General features: G+C 70.6%; 19 protein-coding genes. 18 read left to right on the forward strand and 1 reads right to left on the reverse strand.

The annotated features are described in order from the left end of the window. Positions 1-117 precede the first annotated feature (117 nt). From ACWZJV_RS18650 to ACWZJV_RS18685, 8 genes are read left to right on the forward strand one after another with little or no spacing between them, the layout of a single operon-like run. The gene (locus tag ACWZJV_RS18650) at positions 118-873 is read left to right on the forward strand and encodes an SDR family oxidoreductase (RefSeq protein WP_165113379.1); all 756 of its coding nucleotides are present in this window, start codon (positions 118-120) and stop codon (positions 871-873) included. Beyond that, the gene (locus ACWZJV_RS18655; RefSeq protein WP_457177769.1) at positions 873-1,649 is read left to right on the forward strand and encodes an SDR family oxidoreductase; all 777 of its coding nucleotides are present in this window, start codon (positions 873-875) and stop codon (positions 1,647-1,649) included. Before ACWZJV_RS18650 ends, ACWZJV_RS18655 begins: the two co-directional genes overlap by 1 nt. Next, the gene (locus tag ACWZJV_RS18660; protein WP_457177771.1) at positions 1,646-2,629 is read left to right on the forward strand and encodes an NADPH:quinone oxidoreductase family protein; all 984 of its coding nucleotides are present in this window, start codon (positions 1,646-1,648) and stop codon (positions 2,627-2,629) included. Before ACWZJV_RS18655 ends, ACWZJV_RS18660 begins: the two co-directional genes overlap by 4 nt. Next, complete coding sequence (locus ACWZJV_RS18665; RefSeq protein WP_008362381.1) at positions 2,626-3,261, forward strand: HAD family hydrolase; 636 nt, start codon at positions 2,626-2,628, stop codon at positions 3,259-3,261. The genes ACWZJV_RS18660 and ACWZJV_RS18665 overlap by 4 nt, the downstream gene beginning before the upstream one ends. Next, on the forward strand, positions 3,258-4,292 hold the full coding sequence (locus ACWZJV_RS18670; protein WP_457177774.1) for a phosphotransferase family protein: 1,035 nt from the start codon (positions 3,258-3,260) through the stop codon (positions 4,290-4,292). Before ACWZJV_RS18665 ends, ACWZJV_RS18670 begins: the two co-directional genes overlap by 4 nt. A gap of 3 nt (positions 4,293-4,295) precedes the next feature. Then, positions 4,296-5,528, forward strand: a complete 1,233-nt coding sequence (locus tag ACWZJV_RS18675; RefSeq protein WP_008362375.1) for an acyl-CoA dehydrogenase family protein — start codon at positions 4,296-4,298, stop codon at positions 5,526-5,528. 35 nt (positions 5,529-5,563) lie between these two features. Then, entirely contained in the window at positions 5,564-6,712 is a 1,149-nt protein-coding gene (locus ACWZJV_RS18680) for an acyl-CoA dehydrogenase family protein (protein WP_457177776.1), read from the forward strand. Continuing rightward, the gene (locus ACWZJV_RS18685) at positions 6,709-7,797 is read left to right on the forward strand and encodes an acyl-CoA dehydrogenase family protein (protein ID WP_457177777.1); all 1,089 of its coding nucleotides are present in this window, start codon (positions 6,709-6,711) and stop codon (positions 7,795-7,797) included. The genes ACWZJV_RS18680 and ACWZJV_RS18685 overlap by 4 nt, the downstream gene beginning before the upstream one ends. A gap of 135 nt (positions 7,798-7,932) precedes the next feature. On the opposite strand, the gene ACWZJV_RS18690 is transcribed toward ACWZJV_RS18685, so the two are convergent. After that, positions 7,933-9,147, reverse strand: a complete 1,215-nt coding sequence (locus tag ACWZJV_RS18690) for a PucR family transcriptional regulator (RefSeq protein ID WP_196875522.1) — start codon at positions 9,145-9,147, stop codon at positions 7,933-7,935. Between the two features lie 150 nt (positions 9,148-9,297). On the opposite strand from ACWZJV_RS18690, the gene ACWZJV_RS18695 reads away from it, so the two are divergent. The 10 genes from ACWZJV_RS18695 to ACWZJV_RS18740 all read left to right on the forward strand — a co-directional run bounded on the left by ACWZJV_RS18695 (position 9,298) and on the right by ACWZJV_RS18740 (position 19,291). Beyond that, on the forward strand, positions 9,298-10,143 hold the full coding sequence (locus ACWZJV_RS18695) for an ABC transporter ATP-binding protein (RefSeq protein ID WP_457177779.1): 846 nt from the start codon (positions 9,298-9,300) through the stop codon (positions 10,141-10,143). Continuing rightward, entirely contained in the window at positions 10,143-10,847 is a 705-nt protein-coding gene (locus tag ACWZJV_RS18700) for an ABC transporter ATP-binding protein (protein ID WP_008362363.1), read from the forward strand. The genes ACWZJV_RS18695 and ACWZJV_RS18700 overlap by 1 nt, the downstream gene beginning before the upstream one ends. 13 nt (positions 10,848-10,860) lie before the next feature. Next, positions 10,861-11,739: a branched-chain amino acid ABC transporter permease gene (locus ACWZJV_RS18705; RefSeq protein ID WP_457177780.1), complete on the forward strand. Its 879-nt coding sequence runs from the start codon at positions 10,861-10,863 to the stop codon at positions 11,737-11,739. Positions 11,740-11,742: 3 nt separating this feature from the next. After that, positions 11,743-12,825, forward strand: coding sequence for a branched-chain amino acid ABC transporter permease (locus ACWZJV_RS18710; protein WP_457177782.1), 1,083 nt, complete (start codon positions 11,743-11,745; stop codon positions 12,823-12,825). After that, a complete protein-coding gene (locus ACWZJV_RS18715) occupies positions 12,822-14,150 on the forward strand; it encodes an ABC transporter substrate-binding protein (protein ID WP_008362360.1) in 1,329 nt (442 codons plus the stop codon). Before ACWZJV_RS18710 ends, ACWZJV_RS18715 begins: the two co-directional genes overlap by 4 nt. A 105-nt stretch (positions 14,151-14,255) precedes the next feature. Then, positions 14,256-15,035: an SDR family oxidoreductase gene (locus ACWZJV_RS18720; protein WP_008362359.1), complete on the forward strand. Its 780-nt coding sequence runs from the start codon at positions 14,256-14,258 to the stop codon at positions 15,033-15,035. Between the two features lie 9 nt (positions 15,036-15,044). Beyond that, entirely contained in the window at positions 15,045-15,815 is a 771-nt protein-coding gene (locus ACWZJV_RS18725; protein ID WP_457177784.1) for a serine hydrolase, read from the forward strand. Positions 15,816-15,817: 2 nt separating this feature from the next. Continuing rightward, a complete protein-coding gene (locus ACWZJV_RS18730) occupies positions 15,818-16,897 on the forward strand; it encodes a dipeptide epimerase (RefSeq protein WP_457177786.1) in 1,080 nt (359 codons plus the stop codon). After that, positions 16,894-17,472, forward strand: coding sequence for a C40 family peptidase (locus ACWZJV_RS18735; RefSeq protein WP_457177788.1), 579 nt, complete (start codon positions 16,894-16,896; stop codon positions 17,470-17,472). The genes ACWZJV_RS18730 and ACWZJV_RS18735 overlap by 4 nt, the downstream gene beginning before the upstream one ends. A gap of 85 nt (positions 17,473-17,557) precedes the next feature. Further along, positions 17,558-19,291: a glycerol-3-phosphate dehydrogenase/oxidase gene (locus ACWZJV_RS18740; RefSeq protein ID WP_457177790.1), complete on the forward strand. Its 1,734-nt coding sequence runs from the start codon at positions 17,558-17,560 to the stop codon at positions 19,289-19,291. Positions 19,292-19,353 lie beyond the last annotated feature (62 nt).

A 19,353-nucleotide genomic window follows, 5' to 3' on the forward strand; every position in this document is an offset into this window, starting at 1 on the left:
CGACTTCTCGGCATTGCTTGGACGTCGACCTTCCATGTTCTCGGGCTACCCCGTAGAGTGACCGCTGTCACCACCTAAGCAAGCGCTTAGATTAGCCGAGCACACGAGGGATTGAGCATGTCGAGGTTCGAGGGACGTACGGCGATCATCACCGGGGCCAGCCGGGGCATCGGGCTGGGCATCGCCCAGCGGCTGGTGGAGGAGGGTGCGAAGGTCGTCATCACGGCGCGCAAGCCCGAGGCGCTGGCGGAGGCTGTTGAGGGGCTCGGCGGCAAGGAGGTCGCCCTCGGCATCGCCGGCAAGGCCGACGACCCGGCCCACCAGGAGGAGGTCGTCAAGGCGGCGATCGACACGTTCGGCAGCGCGGACCTGCTGGTCAACAACGCCGGTATCAACCCGAAGGCCGGCGGCCTGATCGACATGGACCGCGAGTCGGCCCGCAAGACGGTCGAGGTCAACTGCCTCTCGCCGATCGGCTGGACCCAGCAGGTCTGGCGGCAGTGGATGTCCGAGCACGGCGGCGCGGTCGTCAACATCTCCTCGGTGGCCGGCCTGGCCCCGACGCCGCTGATCGCGACGTACGGCGCGAGCAAAGCGATGCTCAGCTACATCACCCAGGAGCTCTCGGTCGAGCTCGGCCCGAAGGTACGCGTCAACGCGATCCTCCCGGCGGTGGTGAAGACCAAGTTCGCCGAACTCCTCTACGAGGGCCGCGAGGCCGAGGTCTCGGCGGCCTACCCGCTCAAGCGCCTCGGCGTACCCGAGGACATCGCCGGCGTCGCCTCCTTCCTCCTCTCCGAGGACGCCGGCTGGATGACCGGCCAGCTCGTCACCGTCGACGGCGGCCTCACCCTCGCCGGCGGTCGCGTCTGATGCCGATCGCTCCCGACAGCACCGCCGTCGTCACCGGCGCCGCGGGCGGCATCGGCCGAGCGCTGGCCGCCCGGCTCGTCGCCGAGGGCGTCCGAGTGGTGGTCAACGACATCGACGACGTACGCCTCGCCGAGACCGCGAAGGAGATCGGCGCCCACCCGGTGGCCGGCGACGCGGCCTCCGTCGAGGGCGTCGCCCGCCTGGTCGAGGCGGCGAAGGACCACCTCGGCCAGATCGACACGTGGTACGGAAATGCCGGCATCGACCGCGGCATCGGCCTGGACTGTCCCGAGGAGGACTGGCAGGCGTCCCACGAGGTCAACGTGATGGCCCACGTCCGGGCGGCCCGGCTCCTCGTCCCCGACTGGGTCGAGCGCAAGGCCGGCCGCTACGTCGTGACCGCGAGCGCAGCCGGGCTGCTGATGATGATCGGCGCGCCGACCTACACCGTGACCAAGCACGGTGCCGTCGCCTTCGCGGAGTGGCTCTCGGCGACGTACCGCCACCACGGGATCGTCGTCCAGGCGATCTGCCCGCAGGGTGTGCAGACCGGGATGCTCGAGCGGTCCGGCGTGATGAAGGACCTGCTCAGCCGAGACGTGGCACTCACCCCCGAGCAGGTCGCCGACGCCGCCTGGGAGGCGACGACCGACGACCGCTTCCTGGTGCTCCCGCACCCGGAGGTGGGCGACTACTACGCCGCGCGGGCGACACAGACCGACAAGTGGCTCGGCGGGATGAACCGACTCTGGCAGCACGTGGAGGGACAGGTATGAAGGCGTGGCGGATCAACGAGCTCGGTGAGCCGAAGGACGTGATGAGGCTCGAGGAGGTGCCCGACCCGTCCCCCGGGGCCGGACAGCTCGTCGTGAAGGTGCTGGCCAGCCCGGCCAACTTCCCCGACGTCCTGATGGCGCGGGGTCTCTACCAGGTCAAGCCCGAGCTGCCGTTCACCGCCGGCGTCGAGCTGTGCGGCGAGGTCGTCGCGCTCGGCGACGGCGTCGACGGGTTCCAGGTCGGTGACCGCGTGATCGGTGGCGGCTCGCTGCCCTACGGCGGCTTCGGCGAGCTCGCGCTGATGGACGCCGCGACGACGTTCCCGGCTCCCGAGGCGCTCACCGACGCCGAGGCGTCGAGCCTCTACATCGGCTACCAGACCGGCTGGTTCGCGCTCCACCGTCGCGCCCACCTCCAGCCCGGCGAGACGCTGCTCGTGCACGCCGCCGCGGGCGGGGTCGGCAGCGCCGCGATCCAGCTCGGCAAGGCCGCCGGAGCCACGGTGATCGGCGTGGTCGGCGGCCCGGAGAAGGCCGAGGTCGCCAAGAAGCTCGGCGCGGACGTCGTCATCGACCGCCACACCGAGGACTTCGTGAAGGTGGTGAAGGAGGTCACCGGCGGCAAGGGCGCCGACGTCATCTACGACCCGGTCGGCGGCGACACCTACGACCGCTCCACCAAGTGCATCGCCTTCGAGGGCCGGATCCTGATCATCGGCTTCGCCGGTGGCCGCATCCAGGAGGCCGCGCTCAACCACTCGCTGATCAAGAACTACTCGATCGTCGGGCTCCACTGGGGTCTCTACAACATGCTCGCCCCCGAGCTCGTCAAGGAGTGCCACGCCGAGCTCACCCGGATGGCGGCCGAGGGCTCGATCAAGCCGCTGGTCAGCGAGGAGCTGCCGCTGGACGAGGTGGCCGACGGCGTACAGCGTCTTGCCGACGGCACCACCGTCGGACGGGTTGTGTACGTCGCATGAAGGCTGTCATCTTCGACTACGGCGGGGTGCTGACCACGCCGATCGGCGACTCGATCCGGGCCTGGCTGAAGGCCGACGGCATCAAGCCGGAGAGCTTCACGACGGTGCTCAAGGAGTGGCTGGGTCGCTACGCCGACGCCGGCACCCCGATCCACCGTCTCGAGCTCGGCGAGCTCTCGGTCAAGGAGTTCGACACGCTCCTGGCCGCCCGCCTGGAGACGTACGACGGCAGCCCGGTCGATCCCGAGGGCGTCCTGTCCCGGCTCTTCGCCGGGATGCGGCCCAACCCGGAGATGTTCGCGCTGGCCGAGGAGCTCCGCGACGCCGGGATCCGGCTGGCCCTGCTCTCCAACAGTTGGGGCAACTTCTATCCGCGCAAGCAGGTCGACGCGCTGTTCGAGGTCGTGGTGATCTCCGAGGAGGTCGCGATGCGCAAGCCGGAGCCGCCGATCTTCGAACGCACCCTGAGCAGGCTCGGTCTCCGGGCCGAGGAGTGCCTCTTCATCGACGACGCCGAGCCCAACGTGCTCGGCGCCCGCGCGGTCGGTCTCGACGCACTGCTCCATACAGACGCGACGAGCACCCGCGCAGCGCTCGCCCGCATGATTCCCGCGCTCGGAGGTGCCGCGTGACGACCGAATCCCTGCCCGGCCTCGATCTGGACCGGCTCGGCCCGTGGTTCGCCGAGAACGTCGAAGGCGCCGGCGCCGAGCTGAGCGCCGCCCACATCTCCGGGGGCAAGTCCAACCTGACGTACGCCGTCTCCGACGGCACCCACGAGTGGATCGTCCGGCGCCCGCCGCTGGGGCACGTGCTCGCCACCGCCCACGACATGAAGCGCGAGCACACCGTGATCACCGCGCTGCGCGACACCGACGTACCGGTGCCGCACACCTTCGCCTTCTGCGACGACGAGGACGTGCTCGGGGCGCCGTTCTACGTGATGGAGAAGGTCGACGGCCGGCCCTACCGCTACGCCCGCGAGCTCGAGCCGCTCGGCGCCGAGCGGACCCGGGCGATCTCGGAGCAGCTCATCGACGTGATGGCCGCGCTGCACGCCGTCGACCCGGCGAAGGTCGGGCTGAGCGAGTTCGGCCGCCCGGACGGGTTCCTGTCGCGACAGGTCAGGCGCTGGAAGAAGCAGCTCGAGGCGTCCTACTCCCGCGACCTTCCCGCCGCCGACGAGCTCCACGCCCTGCTGGAGGCCCGGGTGGGTGCCGCCGAGGCGGCCTCGACCGGCCCGGGGATCGTGCACGGCGACTACCGCCTTGACAACGTCCTCACCGACGAGGCCGACCGGATCAAGGCGGTCGTCGACTGGGAGATGGCCACACTCGGCGACCCGGTCACCGACCTGGCGATCCTGCTCACCTACCAGCGGATGGCCTCGGTCTCCGGCGACGGCACCGTGACCGACGTCAGCAACGCACCCGGCTGGCTCTCCGAGGACGAGATCATCGCCCGCTACGACGCGGCCAGCCCGCGCGACCTGAGCGAGTTCGGCTTCTACCTCGGTCTGGCCGCGTACAAGCTCGCCGCGATCCTCGAGGGGATCCACTACCGCTACCTCAAGGGCCAGACCGTCGGGCCCGGTTTCGACAAGATCGGGGACGGGATCCACCCGCTCCTGGACATGGGACTGTCTGCAATGAAGGAGAAGTGACGCATGGACTTCAAACCCGACGCCAGGACCGAGGAGCTCGTCGCCTCGGTGTGGGACTTCCAGAAGACGTACGTCGAGCCCAACGAGGCCGTCTTCGACGAGCAGCTCGCGGCGCTGCCGGACAGGTGGGCCTGGGACAGCGTCCCGGTCCTCGGCGAGATCCGGGCCGAGGCCCGCAAGCGTGGACTGTGGAACCTCTTCCTTCCCGGTGAGGGCGGGGCGGGGCTGACCAACCTGCAGTACGCCCCGCTGGCCGAGATCACCGGCCGCAGCCACCTCGCGCCGGCTGCCTTCAACTGCGCCGCCCCCGACACCGGCAACATGGAGGTGCTGCACGACTTCGGCGACGAGGCGCAGAAGAAGGAGTGGCTCGAGCCGCTGCTGGACGGGCAGATCCGCAGCGCGTTCGCGATGACCGAGCCGGCCGTCGCCTCCTCGGACGCGACCAACATCGAGACCTCGATCGCCCTCGACGGCGACGAGTACGTCCTCAACGGCCGCAAGTGGTGGATCACCGGCGCGATGAACCCGAACGCCAAGATCTTCATCGTGATGGGCAAGACCGACCCGTCCGCCGAGCGCCACAAGCAGCAGTCGATGATCCTGGTGCCGCGTGACACCCCGGGCCTCACCATCAAGCGCGGTATGGAGGTCTTCGGCTACGACGACCACGACCACGGTGGTCACGCGGAGCTGATCTTCGAGGACGTACGCGTCCCCGCGGCCAACCTCATCGGCACCGAGGGCATGGGGTTCGCCATCGCGCAGGCGCGCCTGGGCCCGGGCCGGATCCACCACTGCATGCGCTCCATCGGCCTCGCCGAGCGGGCGATCGAGCTGATGTGCGCTCGGGTCGAGGACCGCGTCGCCTTCGGGAAGCCCCTCTCCGAGCAGGGCGTGATCCGGGACTGGATCGCCGAGTCGCGGGTGCGGATCGAGCAGCTGCGGCTCCTCGTCCTCAAGACCGCCTGGCTGATGGACACGGTCGGCAACAAGGGCGCCCACACCGAGATCCAGGCGATCAAGATCGCCACCCCGGCGACCGTCCAGTGGATCCTCGACAAGGCGATCCAGGCGCACGGTGCCGGCGGCCTCTCGCAGGACTTCCCGCTGGCCAAGGCGTACGCCGGCATCCGCACGCTCCGCTTCGCCGACGGCCCCGACGAGGTGCACAAGAACGCCCTCGCCAAGGCGGAGCTGCGCCGGCAGGCCGCACGTCGAGAGGGCCGGCAGTGACTCCGGAGGAGATCAGAGGGCGCGTTGAGGAGTTCTTGGCAGCCCACCCGGTCGCGACGACCGAGCCGAGCGCCTTCCTGCACGCCCGCTACCAGGCCGGGCTGGCGTGGGTCGCGTTCCCCGAGGGCGAGGGCGGTCTCGGAGCCTCCCGGGCCCTGCAGCCGCTGGTGAACGACCTCTTCGAGGCGGCCGGTGCCCCCGACAACAACCCGCGGCGCAACGGGATCGGGCTCGGCATGGCCGCCCCGACGATCCTCGCCTACGGCACCCCCGAGCAGCGCTCGCGGTTCCTGGAGCCGCTGTGGTGCGGCGAGGAGATCTGGTGTCAGCTCTTCTCCGAGCCCGGCGCCGGCTCCGACCTGGCCGGGCTGGCGACCCGGGCGGTCCTCGACGGCGACGAGTGGGTCGTCAACGGGCAGAAGGTGTGGACCTCGGGTGCCCATAACGCGGACTTCGCGATCCTGGTCGCTCGCACGGACCCGGACGTCCCCAAGCACCGCGGTCTGACCTACTTCTTGTGCGACATGCACGATCCCGGCGTCGAGGTGCGCCCGCTGCGCCAGATCACCGGCGAGGCGGAGTTCAACGAGGTCTTCCTGACCGACGTCCGGATCCCCGACGCGCACCGGCTCGGTGCGGTCGGGCAGGGCTGGGAGGTCGCCAACGCCACCCTCAACAACGAGCGTGTCGCCATCGGTGGCGCCGCCATGCCTCGCGAGGGCGGGATGCTCGGCGTGGTCGCCGAGTCCTGGCGTACGCATCCGGAGAACCACACGCCCGAGCTGCGCGACCGGCTGCTCGAGCTGTGGGTCGAGTCGGAGGTGGCCCGGCTGACCGGGGCGCGGCTGCGGCAGAAGCTGGCCGTCGGCCAGCCCGGCCCGGAGGGGTCGGCGATGAAGCTGACGTTCGCCAAGATCAACCAGCAGCTCACCGGGCTCGACCTGGAGCTCCGTGGTGAGGAGGGTCTTCGCTACGAGGACGGGGAGGGCTGGACGATGGTCCGGCCCGAGCACGTCGACTTCGCCGGTCGCGACGCGGTCTATCGCTACCTGCGCGCCAAGGGCAACTCCATCGAGGGCGGCACCTCGGAGATCCTGCGCAACATCGTGGCCGAGCGCGTCCTCGGCCTGCCCGGGGAGCACCGGGTCGACAAGGACGTCGCCTGGAAGGAGATCCCGCGATGAGCGGACCCGAAGTCGAACTGCTCGACAACGAGCTCGACGCCGACCTGCGGGCCACGGTCCGGTCGTTCCTGTCGGAGCGCTGCGGCCCGGCCGACGTCGTCAAGGCGTACGACGGCGACAGCTCGCTCACCCCGGTGCTGTGGAAGGGGATCGCCGGCGAGCTCGGGCTCGCGGGGCTGCTGATCCCGGAGTCCTACGGTGGCGCCGGCGCGTCCGCCCGCGAGGCCGCCGTGGTCCTGGAGGAGCTGGGGCGCTCGGTCGCCCCCGTGCCCTTCCTGACCAGCGCCGTCGTCGCGACCTCGGTCCTGCTGGCCGGGCCCACCGAGAAGGGCGTGGAGCTGCTCGGCGGACTGGCGGCGGGGGAGCGCACCGCGGCGCTGGTGGTGCCGCTGACCGCCACGACCGTCCAGCCGCTGGAGGCCGGCGAGGCCGAGGTGCGATCGGTCGCCGGTGCGCTCGAGGCCGACACCCTCCTGGTGCCGGTGGCGACACCTGACGGCATCGAGGTCCGGGCCGTCTCCGCGGACCAGGCGACGATCGCCCCGGTGAGCTCGCTGGACATGACCCGCCAGCTCGCCGACGTACGTCTCGACCCGGCCGCCGGCGAGGTGGTCGTGGCCGCCGAGCACGGTGCCGACGGCGTACGTTCCGGTCTGTTGGCCGGGGCCGCGCTGATGGCCTCCGAGCAGGTCGGGGTGGCGCAGTGGTGCCTGAGCACGACGGTGGACTACCTCAAGGTGCGCCGCCAGTTCGGCCGGATCGTCGGCGGCTACCAGGCGCTCAAGCACCGGCTCGCCGACCTCTACACCAGCGTCGAGGGCGCCGGCGCGGCCGCGCGTTACGCCGCCGGAGCGCTGGCTCTCGGCGACGCCGAGGAGGCGGAGATCGCGACCCATGTCGCCGCCGCGTACTGCGGTGACCTCGCCGTCACCGCGGCCGAGGAGGCGGTGCAGCTGCACGGCGGCATCGGCATGACCTGGGAGCACCCCGCCCACCTCTACCTCAAGCGGGCCAAGGCCGACCAGATCGCGTACGGCCTCCCCGGCCTCCATCGCGACCGTCTGGGGGCGCTGGTCGACATCTAGACCGCTGGTCGAGCCGCCGGAGCCGCTAGGCGGAGGCGTGTCGAGACCAACACAGTCCTATCGAGCGCCGAAGGGACCGTGTTGGTCTCGACACGTCGTCGTTCGTTCCTCACGACGACGGCTCGACCAGCGCGGCTACTTCTCCAGGGCCATCAGGGCGAGCGCCAGGAGCAGGCGGTCGCCGGGGTCGGAGATGCTCTTGCCGGTGAGGTCCTGGATCTGCTTGATGCGGTAGATGACCGTGTTGCGGTGGCAGATCAGGTCCTCGGCGGCGTGGGTGGGTGAGCCGCCGTGGGCGATGAGAGCCCGCAGGGTCGCCAGGAGCACGTCGGACTGGTGTGTCGGCTGCGCCAGGATCGGGCCGAGGGTGCGGCGCACGAGCAGCGAGGAGACCGCCGGGGAGGCGGTCAGGAGCACCTGCGGAAGGCGGTCGTCGACGACCGCGATGTCCGTACGTCCCCGGGGCACCGTCTCCACCGTGTGCGTGGCCAGCTGGAAGGCGGTGCCGAAGCCGCTGAGGTCGTCGGCGGTGGCGATCCCGACCCGGCCCGAGTTGCAGCAGGCGAGCTGCTCGACGAGGTTCTCGACGGCCTCCGCGATCGGGCGCGACCCGAGCGGGACCAGCCCGAAGTGGTGGTCGCCGCGGACGTGCCAGAACGACATCAGCTCGGCCTTCTCCAGCCGGTCGTCGGGGTTGCGCAGCGGTGAGTCGCGGTTGCCGTCGAAGGCGGCGACCACGCAGGCCATCTGCTCGTCGGCGGCGATCCCGAGGATGTCCTGCACCTCGGCGGCGAAGGCCGGGTCACCGCCACGGCCCTCGGCCAGCCCGTCCAGCAGCCTGGCCTGGAGCTGCAGGTCGCGACGCTGCAGCAGCGCCGCCTCCTTCCGGTAGGCCCCCGACATGACCGAGTTCTGCACGTCCAGGTCGGTCCACACCTGCCGCCCGGCGAGCACCATCACCCGGTCGTCGATGCCCAGTGCCGCCTGCTGGCGGACCATCGCCTCCCACAGCATCCGGGTGCCGACGGTGTAGGCGTTGAGGCAGTACTCCAGCGGCACGCCCTGCCGCGCGCGCCGCCTGCCGGTCTCGCGCCACAGGTCGACGGGATTGGCTCCCGGGGTCATCCCGGCCATGGCCCGGATGCCCCGGCGTACGTGCTCCCGGGTGCTCGAGCGCAGGTCGGCTCGCACCGACGGCTCCGCGTTCTGGTGCCACTCCGGCTGGATCGCGATCAGCGTCAACGTGATGTCGTCGGCGATCGCGTCGGCCTGGCTCACCAAGGACGCCCAGGCACGCTCCACCAGCGGTCGGAGCTCCGAGTCGGGAGATGTGTCGCGCATCACACCCATGTGCGGAGCGTCCCATGCCCACTGCCGTATCCGCCAGTAAACCGGGGAATCTCAGACAGAGTGCCCGAACGATTTTGGGCGCGTTGCCCATATCCCCTGTTGTGCGGAGAGTCCAAAGTGATAGCCGTCACAACGGGTGAAGGGAGCACGATGCAGAACCCTGGCGAAGCCACGCCGCTGTTCGCCGTCGAGGGCGTCTCGGTGAGATTCGGTGGCGTACGCGCCCTCGAGGACGTCTCCTTGGAGGTCGCGCCGCACGAGGTGCTCGGCGTCATCGGCCCCAACGGTGCCGGCAAGACCACCCTGTTCAACGTCGTGTGCGGCTTCGTGAGCCCCGCCGAGGGCGAGCTCCGCCTGCGCGGCGAGCCGATCCACGACCTCCGCCCGCACCAGCTGGCCGGCCACGGCGTCGCCCGGACCCTGCAGGGGCTCGGGCTCTTCGAGCGGATGACGGTGCTCGACAACGTGATGGTCGGAGCCGACCGGCTCGCCCGCGCCGGGTTCGTGCGCGGCCTGCTCGGGCTCGGCCACCGCGACGACGCCCGCCTGGCCGCCAAGGCGCGGGAGGTGCTCGGCGAGCTCGGGATCGCGTCGTACGCCGCCCGCTACCCGGGCAGCCTGCCCTACCCGATCCGGAAGAAGGTCGCGCTCGCCCGCGCCCTGGTCGCCGAGCCGGAGCTGCTGCTCCTCGACGAGCCCGCCAGCGGGCTGAGCGCCGAGGAGATGTCCGAGCTCGGCGAGATCATCACCGGACTGACCGAGCGCACCGCCGTGATGCTGGTCGAGCACCACATGGACCTGGTGATGTCGGTCTGCCACCGGATCACCGTGCTCGACTTCGGCCGCGTCATCGCGGCCGGCACACCCGACGAGATCCGCAACGACCCCGCCGTCCTCGCCGCGTACCTGGGTGACCAGGTCGAGCACGACGACCTGGACGCCGAGGTCCACGCCATGGTCTCGACAAGCTCGACCAACGATGGTGAGGAGGCCTGATGTTCGCCGTCGAGGAACTGAGCGCTGCGTACGGACCTGTCAAGGCGCTCAACGGCGTCACCTTCACCGCGTCGAGAGGGCAGGTCACCGCGGTCCTGGGTGCCAACGGCGCCGGGAAGACCACGCTCCTGCGCACCGTCTCCGGGCTGGTGAGGTCGACCAGGGGCAGCGTGAAGCTGGACGGGAAGGACATCACCCGCACGGCGACCGAGAAGCTGACCTCGTACGGCCTCTCCCACGTCCCGGAGGGCCGCGGCGTCATCGCCGAGCTGACCGTTGTCGAGAACCTCCGCCTCGGCGGTCTGCACCGCGCGACGGGCTCGCAGCCGATGCCGATCGAGCGGGTCTTCGAGCTCTTCCCACGCCTGGGTGAGCGCCGCGAGGCCACCGCCCACATGCTCTCGGGCGGTGAGCGGCAGATGCTCGTCATCGGCCGTGCGCTGATGGCCCGACCGACCGTGCTCCTGCTCGACGAGCCCTCGCTGGGGCTCGCGCCCCGGGTCGTCGCCCAGATCTTCGACCTGCTCCGCGGCCTGGTGCAGACCGAGGAGCTCACGGTCGTGCTGGTCGAGCAGAACGCCCGCAGTGCCCTGTCCATCGCTGATCACGGCGTCGTGCTCAACCTCGGCAAGGTCGTCGCCTCGGCGCCGGCCGCCGAGCTGGCCGCCGACGAGCAGCTCCGCCACGCCTACCTCGGGTTCTAGGAGGCCAAGAACGATGCAACAGTTCCTCGACACCACCCTCGGCGGGCTGGTCCTGGGCGCGGTCTACGCCGCGTTCGCGCTGGCCCTGTGCCTGATCTGGCGCTCGACCCGGATCGTCAACTTCGCCCAGGCGGCGATGGCGATGGTGACCACCTACATCGCGCTGTCGCTGCTCAACGCCGACGTGCCCTACTGGCTGGCCTTCGTCGCCGCGCTGGCCGCGGGCTTCGGGCTCGGCGCCGTGATCGAGCGGGTGATCATCCGCCCGGTCGAGGGCAAGGCCGAGCTCAACGCGGTGATCCTCACCCTCGGGCTCTTCATGGTCCTCCACGGGCTCACCGCGATCACCTTCGGTGTCCAGCACCGCGGCTTCCCGGCCCCGGTCAGCACCAACGCGATCGCGGTCGGGGACACCTCGATCGGCATCACCCCCTTCGGCATCCTGACGATCGTCGTGGTCGCCGTCGTGATGGCCGGGCTCGTCGTGCTCTTCCGCTTCACCGACCTGGGGCTGCGGATGCGGGCGGCGGCGTTCAACGGCGAGGTCTCCCGCCTCCTGGGCGTACGCGTCGGCCGCATGCTCACCCTCGGCTGGGCGCTCGCCGCGGCCGTGGGCGCGGTGGCGGGGATGCTCATCGCCGGCGGCGACCTGGTGAACCCGGCGTTCATGGACCCGTTCGTGATCTACGGCTTCATCGCCGCCGTGCTGGGCGGCCTCGACTCGCCGCTCGGGTCGGTGATCGGCGGGCTGATCCTCGGGCTCTCGCTCTCCTACGTGACCGGCTACGTCGGGGAGCACCTGGCGCCGCTGGTGGCGCTCGGGATCTTGATGGTGGTGCTGCTGGTGCGTCCCAGCGGCCTCTTCGCGGCGGCCGCGACCAGGAGGGTCTGACCCATGGAACGTCTGCGCTCTCTCCTCCGTCCGGTGATGTCGGTGCCGCTGGCCCGCCACCTCGTCGTCGCCCTGGTCGCCCTCGTGGTGGCGATGGCGGTCATCGGCACCTCCAGCCAGTACCTGCAGACCCGCTACGCCGAGATGGCCTACTTCGCCATCGCCGCCGGCGGTCTCACGCTGCTGACCGGCCTCTCCGGCCAGCTCTCCCTGGGCCACGGCGCGCTCATGGCCGTCGGGGCGTACGCCGCCACCCTCGTGCTCGAGCGCACCGGTGGCGAGACGCTGGCCGACGTCTTCGTCGCCCTGCTCGTCGCGATCGCCGTCTGCGCGGTGGTCGGCGTGGTGGTCGGGGTCCCGGCGGCGCGGCTGCATGGGCCCTACATCGCCGGCGCGACGCTGACCCTGGCCGTCGCGGTGCCCCGGCTGGCCAACCAGTGGGACGTCCTCGGCGGCGAGCAGGGTCTCCAGGTGCCGGTGCCGCGGGCGAGCGAGCTCCCGGCCTGGATCCAGGACCTGATCTGGTTCTTCACCGCCGTCGAGATCGACCAGTACTCCTTCCTCGCCTACCTCGGCTGGCTGCTCCTCGTGCTCACCTTCGTGGCGCTCGCCAACCTGAGCCGGTCCCGGGTGGGACGCCGCTGGCGGGCGGTGCGCGACGACGACGTCTCCGCCGAGCTGGCCGGCATCCACCTCGGCCGCGCCCGTGTGGTCGCCTTCACCGTCAGCGCCATGTGCGCCGGGCTCGCCGGCGGGCTGATGGCCATGAACGTACGTCTCACGGCGCCGGGCGCGTTCACGATCACGCTCTCGCTGACGTTGCTGGCCGCGGTCGTCCTCGGCGGGCTGGGCAGCCTGACCGGAGCGCTCATCGGGGCCGGCGTACTCGCCTTTCTTCCTCACTTCGCCACCGATCTCGGGGAGTCGGCCGGGCTCAGTGCGACCCAGGCCGCGGAGGTCACCCCGGTGGTCTACGGGCTGGTGCTGATGCTCGTCATCCTCCTCGCTCCGGCGGGGATCGTCGGCAGCCTGCGCCCGTTGCTGGCGCGCTCATCTCTCGGGTCAACCAAGGAGAAGACAACATGAGAAACACTGCACGCAGAGCCGTACAGGTCGTCTGTGTCCTCACCACTGCCTCGCTCCTCGCGGCCTGTGGCGCGGGGAAGGAGCGGCCGTCCGAGGACGGGACGGCGGTCGGCGTCACCGACACCACCATCAAGGTCGGCGCGCACTTCCCGCTGACCGGCCCGGCCGCACCCGGCTACTCGGAGATCCCGTCGGGCCATCAGGCGTTCTATGAGTACGTCAACGACGCCGGCGGCGTCCACGGCCGCGAGATCGAGATGGTCGTCAAGGACGACGCCTACAACCCGACCAACACCAGCGCCGTCACCAACGACATGATCCTGCAGGACGAGATCTTCGCGATGGTCTCCGGCCTCGGCACCCCCACGCACCGCGCGGTCGTGCAGCGGCTCAACGACGACGGCATCCCCGACCTGTTCGTCTCCAGTGGCTCGCTGCAGTGGGGCGACGACCCGGCGACCTCGCCGATGACGTTCGGCTGGCAGCCGGACTACGAGATCGAGGGCAAGGTCATCGGCCAGTACGTCAAGGAGAACATGCCCGACGCCAAGGTCGGTCTCTTCCTGCAGGACGACGACTTCGGCGAGGACGGCGAGAAGGGCGCGCGGCAGTTCCTCGACTCCCAGATCGTCGACGTGCAGAAGTACACGCCGGGTGGGTCGACCGACTTCTCCCCGCAGATGTCCTCGTTCAAGTCCAAGGGCGTCAACCTGGTGATCGGCTTCAACACCCCCTCCTACACGGCGCTGAGCCAGATCGCCGCTCAGGGTGTCGGCTTCAAGTCGAAGTGGTTCTACTCGAACGTCGGCTCCGACCCGGCGCTCGTCGGTGGTCTCCTGGCCTCGATGACCAAGGGGAAGATCCCGGCCGAGCAGGGCGTGAAGCTGATGGACGGGATGATGACGACCGAGTACATCCCCGGCGTCGACGCTCCCGACGACGAGTGGGTCAAGCTCTGGCAGAAGGTCTGGGACTCCTACTCCAAGAAGGGCTCGGAGAAGCTGACCAACTACCGGATCTACGGCATGTCGCAGGCCTACACCTTCGTCCAGGCGCTGCAGGCCAACGGCGAGGACCTCACCCGCGAGTCGATCGTGGAGACGATCGAGAAGGAGGGCGCCTCCTTCGAAGGACCCGGGCTGGCGCCGTTCCGCTTCTCCGAGGACTCCCACATGGGCATCTCCGGAGTCAGCGTGGTCGAGATCAAGAACGGTGCCTCCGAGCCGCTCACGCCGGTCCTCGTCACCGACATCGGCGACGCCCCGATCGAGGAGGACGACAGCGCCGCCTCGGACGCCCCGCCCTCGTCCGGGCTGCCCGAATGAGATGGGCGGAGTAATCCGTACTGATCAGTAGGTAGTCACACGTTCACGGATCGACCTCGGTACAGTGGTCAGCCAACCCCAAATGCCACTGGAGGTGGTCGGTCCGTGAACGTACTCGCACCCGGGAGCGGGGTAGTGGTGACCGGAGCAGCCCGAGGGATCGGGAGAGCCCTGGCCACGCGGTTCGCCGCGGAAGGGTGTCGCGTCGTCGTGGCCGACATCGACGACGCCGAGCTCCGCTCGGTGGCCGACTCGATCGGTGCCCTTGCGGTCCCCGGCGACGCCGCCTCCGCCGCCGGCACCGCGGCGCTCGTGGACGCTGCCCGGGAGGAGCTCGGCAAGATCGACGCCTGGTACGGCAACGCGGGAGTCGAGCGCGGCCGCGGCCTCGAGGCCTCCGACCACGCCTGGTTGACCTCCTACGAGGTCAACGTCCTCGCCCACGTACGCGCAGCGCGGCTGCTGCTGCCGGATTGGGTCGCCCGCGGCGCCGGTCGGTTCGTGGTGACCTCCTCCTCCGCGGGTCTCCTCACGCTGCTCGGCTCCCCCTCCTACGCGGCCACGGAGCACGCCGAGATCGCCTTCGCCGAGTGGCTCGCCGCCACCTACCGGCACCAGGGCATCGTCGCTCAGGCGATCGTCGCGCGCAGCGTGAAGACCGCGATGCTCGAGCGCTCCTCCGGACTCCCGGGTTTCCGGACGGCCGAGGGCGCGCTCACCGCCGAGGAGGTCGCCGACGCCGTCTGGGATGCCGGGCAGAGCTCGCAGTTCTGGATCTCGCTCGAGCCCGACGTGGCCGAGGAGTACGCCACGCGTGCCGCGGACGTCGACAGCTGGCTCGACGAGGTGAACCGGATCCGGCAGGATCTCGACCGGACCGACTAGCCTCGACGCGTGGAACCTTTGGTCTCGACCTGGCTCAGTGGGCTCGACGGCATCCCGACGCAGGCCCAGAACGTCAACCAGCAGCACTACGCGGCGAGCCTGATGAAGGTGCCCGTCGCGATCGCGGCCTACCGGCTGCGAGATCGCGGGCTGCTGTCGTTGGACGAGCCGATCGCGGTGCATCCGGACTTCGACTCCGCGGTCACCGGGTCGCGCTTCGAGATGTCGCGGGAGGAGGACCAGGATCCCGTGACCTGGGAGGCGGTCGGCTCGCAGCTGCCGCTGGGTGATCTCGTACGCCGCTCCCTGACCGTGTCGGGCAACCTGGCCGTCAACCTGGTGCTCGAGCGGGTCGGGCTCGAGGAGGTCGCCGCGGTGCTCGCCGACGCCGGAGTCACGCCGATGACGACGATCGCGCGGGGGATCGAGGACGCGCCCGCGCGCGAGGCCGGGCTGCAGAACCTGGTGACAGCCAACGACATGGGCAAGCTGCTCACCAAGCTCGCCTCCGGCCGGCTGCTCTCGCCCGAGTCGACCGCCGAGCTCGAGGGCATCCTGGTCGCTCAGGAGTACCGCGACGCGATCCCGCTCGGCGTGCCCGAGGACGCGGTGGTCGGCAACAAGACCGGCTGGGTCGACGGCGTACGCCACGACATGGCGATCATCCGGCCGGCTCAGGGCGAACCGCAGGTGATGGTCGTCCTCACGACCGGCCTGGACGACGACGAGTCGGAGTTCCGGATCAGCGAGGTCGCTCGCTATCTGTGGTCGACCCTGTGACGGTGCCTCGGGTCGTCGCGGTGCGCACCCGGCGTGTGCGGGTGCCGCTGCACACCCCGTTCGTGACCGCGCTGCGGCGTACGGAGTTCGCGGAGACGGTCGTGGTTACCGTCGAGGACTCCGACGGGCGCGTCGGGTGGGGTGAGGCGCCGCAGGTCTGGCGGGTCACCGGCGACTCGCTCGCCGGGTCCGCCGCGGCGCTGGAGGGACCGATCTCGGATGTCCTGGTCGGTGCTGCCGCGGACCTGTCGTCGGCGGGCCTGATCCAGGGTGCGGTCGTCGGCAACCGGTCGGCCAAGATGGCCGCCGACATCGCGCTGCACGACCTCGTCGCCCGGCGAGCCGGGGTGTCCATGGTCGAGCACCTGGCCGGTGAACCGGGTATTCCAACGAGCCTGCTCACCGACATGACCCTCTCCGTAGGCACCCCCGTCGACCTCGCAGAGGCCGCGGCCGCGCGAGCCCGAGACGGCTTCACGACGCTGAAGATCAAGGTCGGAACGGACGCGGCAGGCGACGCCGAGCGGGTGCTCGCGGTGCGCGAGGCGGCCCCGGGCTGCGTACTCCGTCTCGACGCCAACACCGGCTGGCGCGCGGACGAGGCGGTGGCGGTGCTGACGGCCCTGGCCGACCAGGGCGTCGAGCTGGAGTTCGTCGAGCAGCCGGTGGCTCGGCGCGACCTGGAGGGGATGGCGTACGTCCGCCGTCACCAGCCCTACAAGATCCTCGCCGACGAGTCCGTCTTCGACCTCGAGGACCTCGTCGACGTGATCCGCGCGGGTGCGGCGGACGCGGTCACCGTCAAGCTGGCCAAGTGTGGTGGGATCACGCCGGCGATCGAGCTGCTGGAGGTCGCGAAGCGCCACGGCCTTGGTCGGCTCGTCGGCTGCATGATGGAGTCCCACCTCGGCATCGGCGCGGCGGCAGCCCTGGTCGCCGCGACAGGCCTCCCCGCCGAGCAGGATCTCGATGCCGGCTGGTGGGCGAGGACGAGCCCGTATGACGGTGGCATCGCCTACGACGGCCCCCGCATCCTCTTCCCCCGGGCCGACGGCCTCGGCATCGAAGGAGTCCTCTCATGACCACCGTCAACCAGCCCACCTTCGTCGTGGCCGAGCCCGCCGACGACGCCGAGCACGAGACCGAGGTCGTCCCCGGCGAGGAGGTCGTCGTCCTGAAGACGCAGGGGGAATGGGCGTACGTCGTGGTCCCCTCGCACGCCTCCACGAAGGACGAGCGCGGCTATCCCGGGTGGCTGCCGGCGGACGCTCTGACCAGCTCGGTCTCGATCCTGCTGAGCAAGGCCAGGAGCTACCTCGGCGTCCCCTACGTCTGGGGTGGCACCACCGAGGCCGGCATCGACTGCTCCGGCCTGGTCTTCCGGGCGGCCGAGGCCATCGGCGTACGTCTCCCGCGAGACGCCCGCGACCAGGCGGTCGCGCTCGAGGCGATCGACCTCGACGACGTCACCGCCGGCGACCTCTACTTCTTCGCGCGCCCGGACGGGCGCGTCATGCATGTCGCCATCGCCACCGCGCCTCCGGAGCCCGACGGCACCCGCCCGATGATCCACGCCGACGGCGACACGATGCTCGTGGTCGAGGAGCCGATGGGTCCGGATCGCCTCGCCACCCTGGTCAGCGCCGCCCGTCTGTGACGGCTGCGTGACTTATCGGCCGGTGCCGGTGAATTTCTCGCGCGCCGGAAGTGACAATTCGGCGTGGTGGGTTAACTTCGAACGTATGACTCGTACTGGGGCACTGAGTCCACAGAGCCGCGATCTCGCGATCGGCACGATGGTCGGTGCGGCGGGGGAGACCGAGCTCGACGTACTCGTCGTCGGCGGAGGTGTGACCGGCGCCGGCGTGGCGCTGGACGCCGTCACCAGAGGCCTGAGCACGGGCCTGCTGGAGCAGCGCGACCTGGCCTCCGGAACGAGCTCGCGCAGCTCGAAGCTCGTCCACGGCGGGCTCCGCTACCTCGAGATGCTCGACTTCGAGCTGGTCCGCGAGGCGCTCCAGGAGCGCGGTCTGCTGCTCAACACCCTGGCCCCGCACCTGGTCCGGCCGGTGCCGTTCCTCTACCCGCTGACCAACCCGGTCTGGGAGCGCGCCTACATCGGCGCGGGCCTCGCGCTCTACGACGGGATGGCGAGCTTCGGCCCGCTCTCCGGGCTCGGCAACTCCGGCCTCCCGCGCCACCGCCACCTCACCCGCCGCGGAGTCGCCCGGATCGCCCCCGACTTCAACACCGACGCCATCACCGGCGCGATCCAGTACTACGACGCCCAGGTCGACGACGCCCGCCTGGTCATGACGATCGCGCGCACCGCCGCCTCCCACGGCGCCCACATCGCGACCCGGGTCCAGGTGACCGGGTTCCTGCGCGAGGGCGAGCGGGTCGTCGGCGTCCGAGCCCGCGACCTCGAGCACGACCAGGACCTGGTCATCCGCGCCAAGACCGTCGTCAACGCCGCCGGGGTGTGGACCGACGACATCCAGGCCATGGTCGGCGGCCGCGGTGCCCTGCACGTCAAGGCGTCCAAGGGCATCCACCTCGTCGTCCCGCGCGACCGGATCCGCTCCGAGTCGGGCTTCATCGTCCGCACCGAGAAGTCGGTCCTCTTCGTGATCCCGTGGGGCCGCCACTGGATCATCGGCACCACCGACACCCCCTGGACCTACGACCTCGCCCACCCGGCAGCCTCCAAGACCGACATCGAGTACGTCCTCGAGCACGTCAACGCGATCCTGCGCGAGCCGCTGGACCTCGAGGACGTCGAGGGCGTGTACGCCGGGCTCCGCCCGCTCCTCACCGGCGAGTCCGACCAGACCGCGGGTCTCAGCCGCGAGCACACCGTGGTCACGCCGCTGCCGGGCCTGGTGCTGATCGCCGGCGGCAAGCTCACGACCTACCGGGTGATGGCCAAGGACGCCGTCGACGCGGCGGCCCACTCGCTCGGTACGACCACCAACATGACCTTGCGTGACTCGATCACCGACAAGGTGCGGCTCGTCGGGGCCGAGGGCTTCGAGACCCGCTCCAACCAGCGCGTCCTGCTCGCCCGTCGGTCCGGCCTGCACGTCGCCCGCATCGACCACCTCCTCGGCCGTCACGGCGGCCTGATCGACGACGTCCTCGACCTCATCCAGCAGCGCCGCCCGCTCGCGCTGCCGCTGGAGGGGGCCGACGACTACCTCGCCGCCGAGGTCGTCTACGCCGTCACCCACGAGGGCGCCCGCCACCTCGACGACGTGCTCGAGCGCCGCACCAGGATCTCGATGGAGACCTTCGACCGCGGCGTACGCGCGGCGCCGGGGGTCGCCAAGATCATGGCCGACGAGCTCGGCTGGGACGAGCAGCGCGCCAAGGAGGAGGTCGACCACTACCTGCGCCGCATCGAGGCCGAGCGCCGCTCCCAGCTCCAGGTCACCGACGAGGAGGCCGACCGCGCTCGGCACGAGGTCGAGGTCTGAGCCTACGGCCCTGCGGCGAAGGTTCACGGCGAGCGAATTACCGTGGCGGACGAAGCGGTTGA

Source organism: Nocardioides sp. WG-D5 (assembly GCF_054031175.1).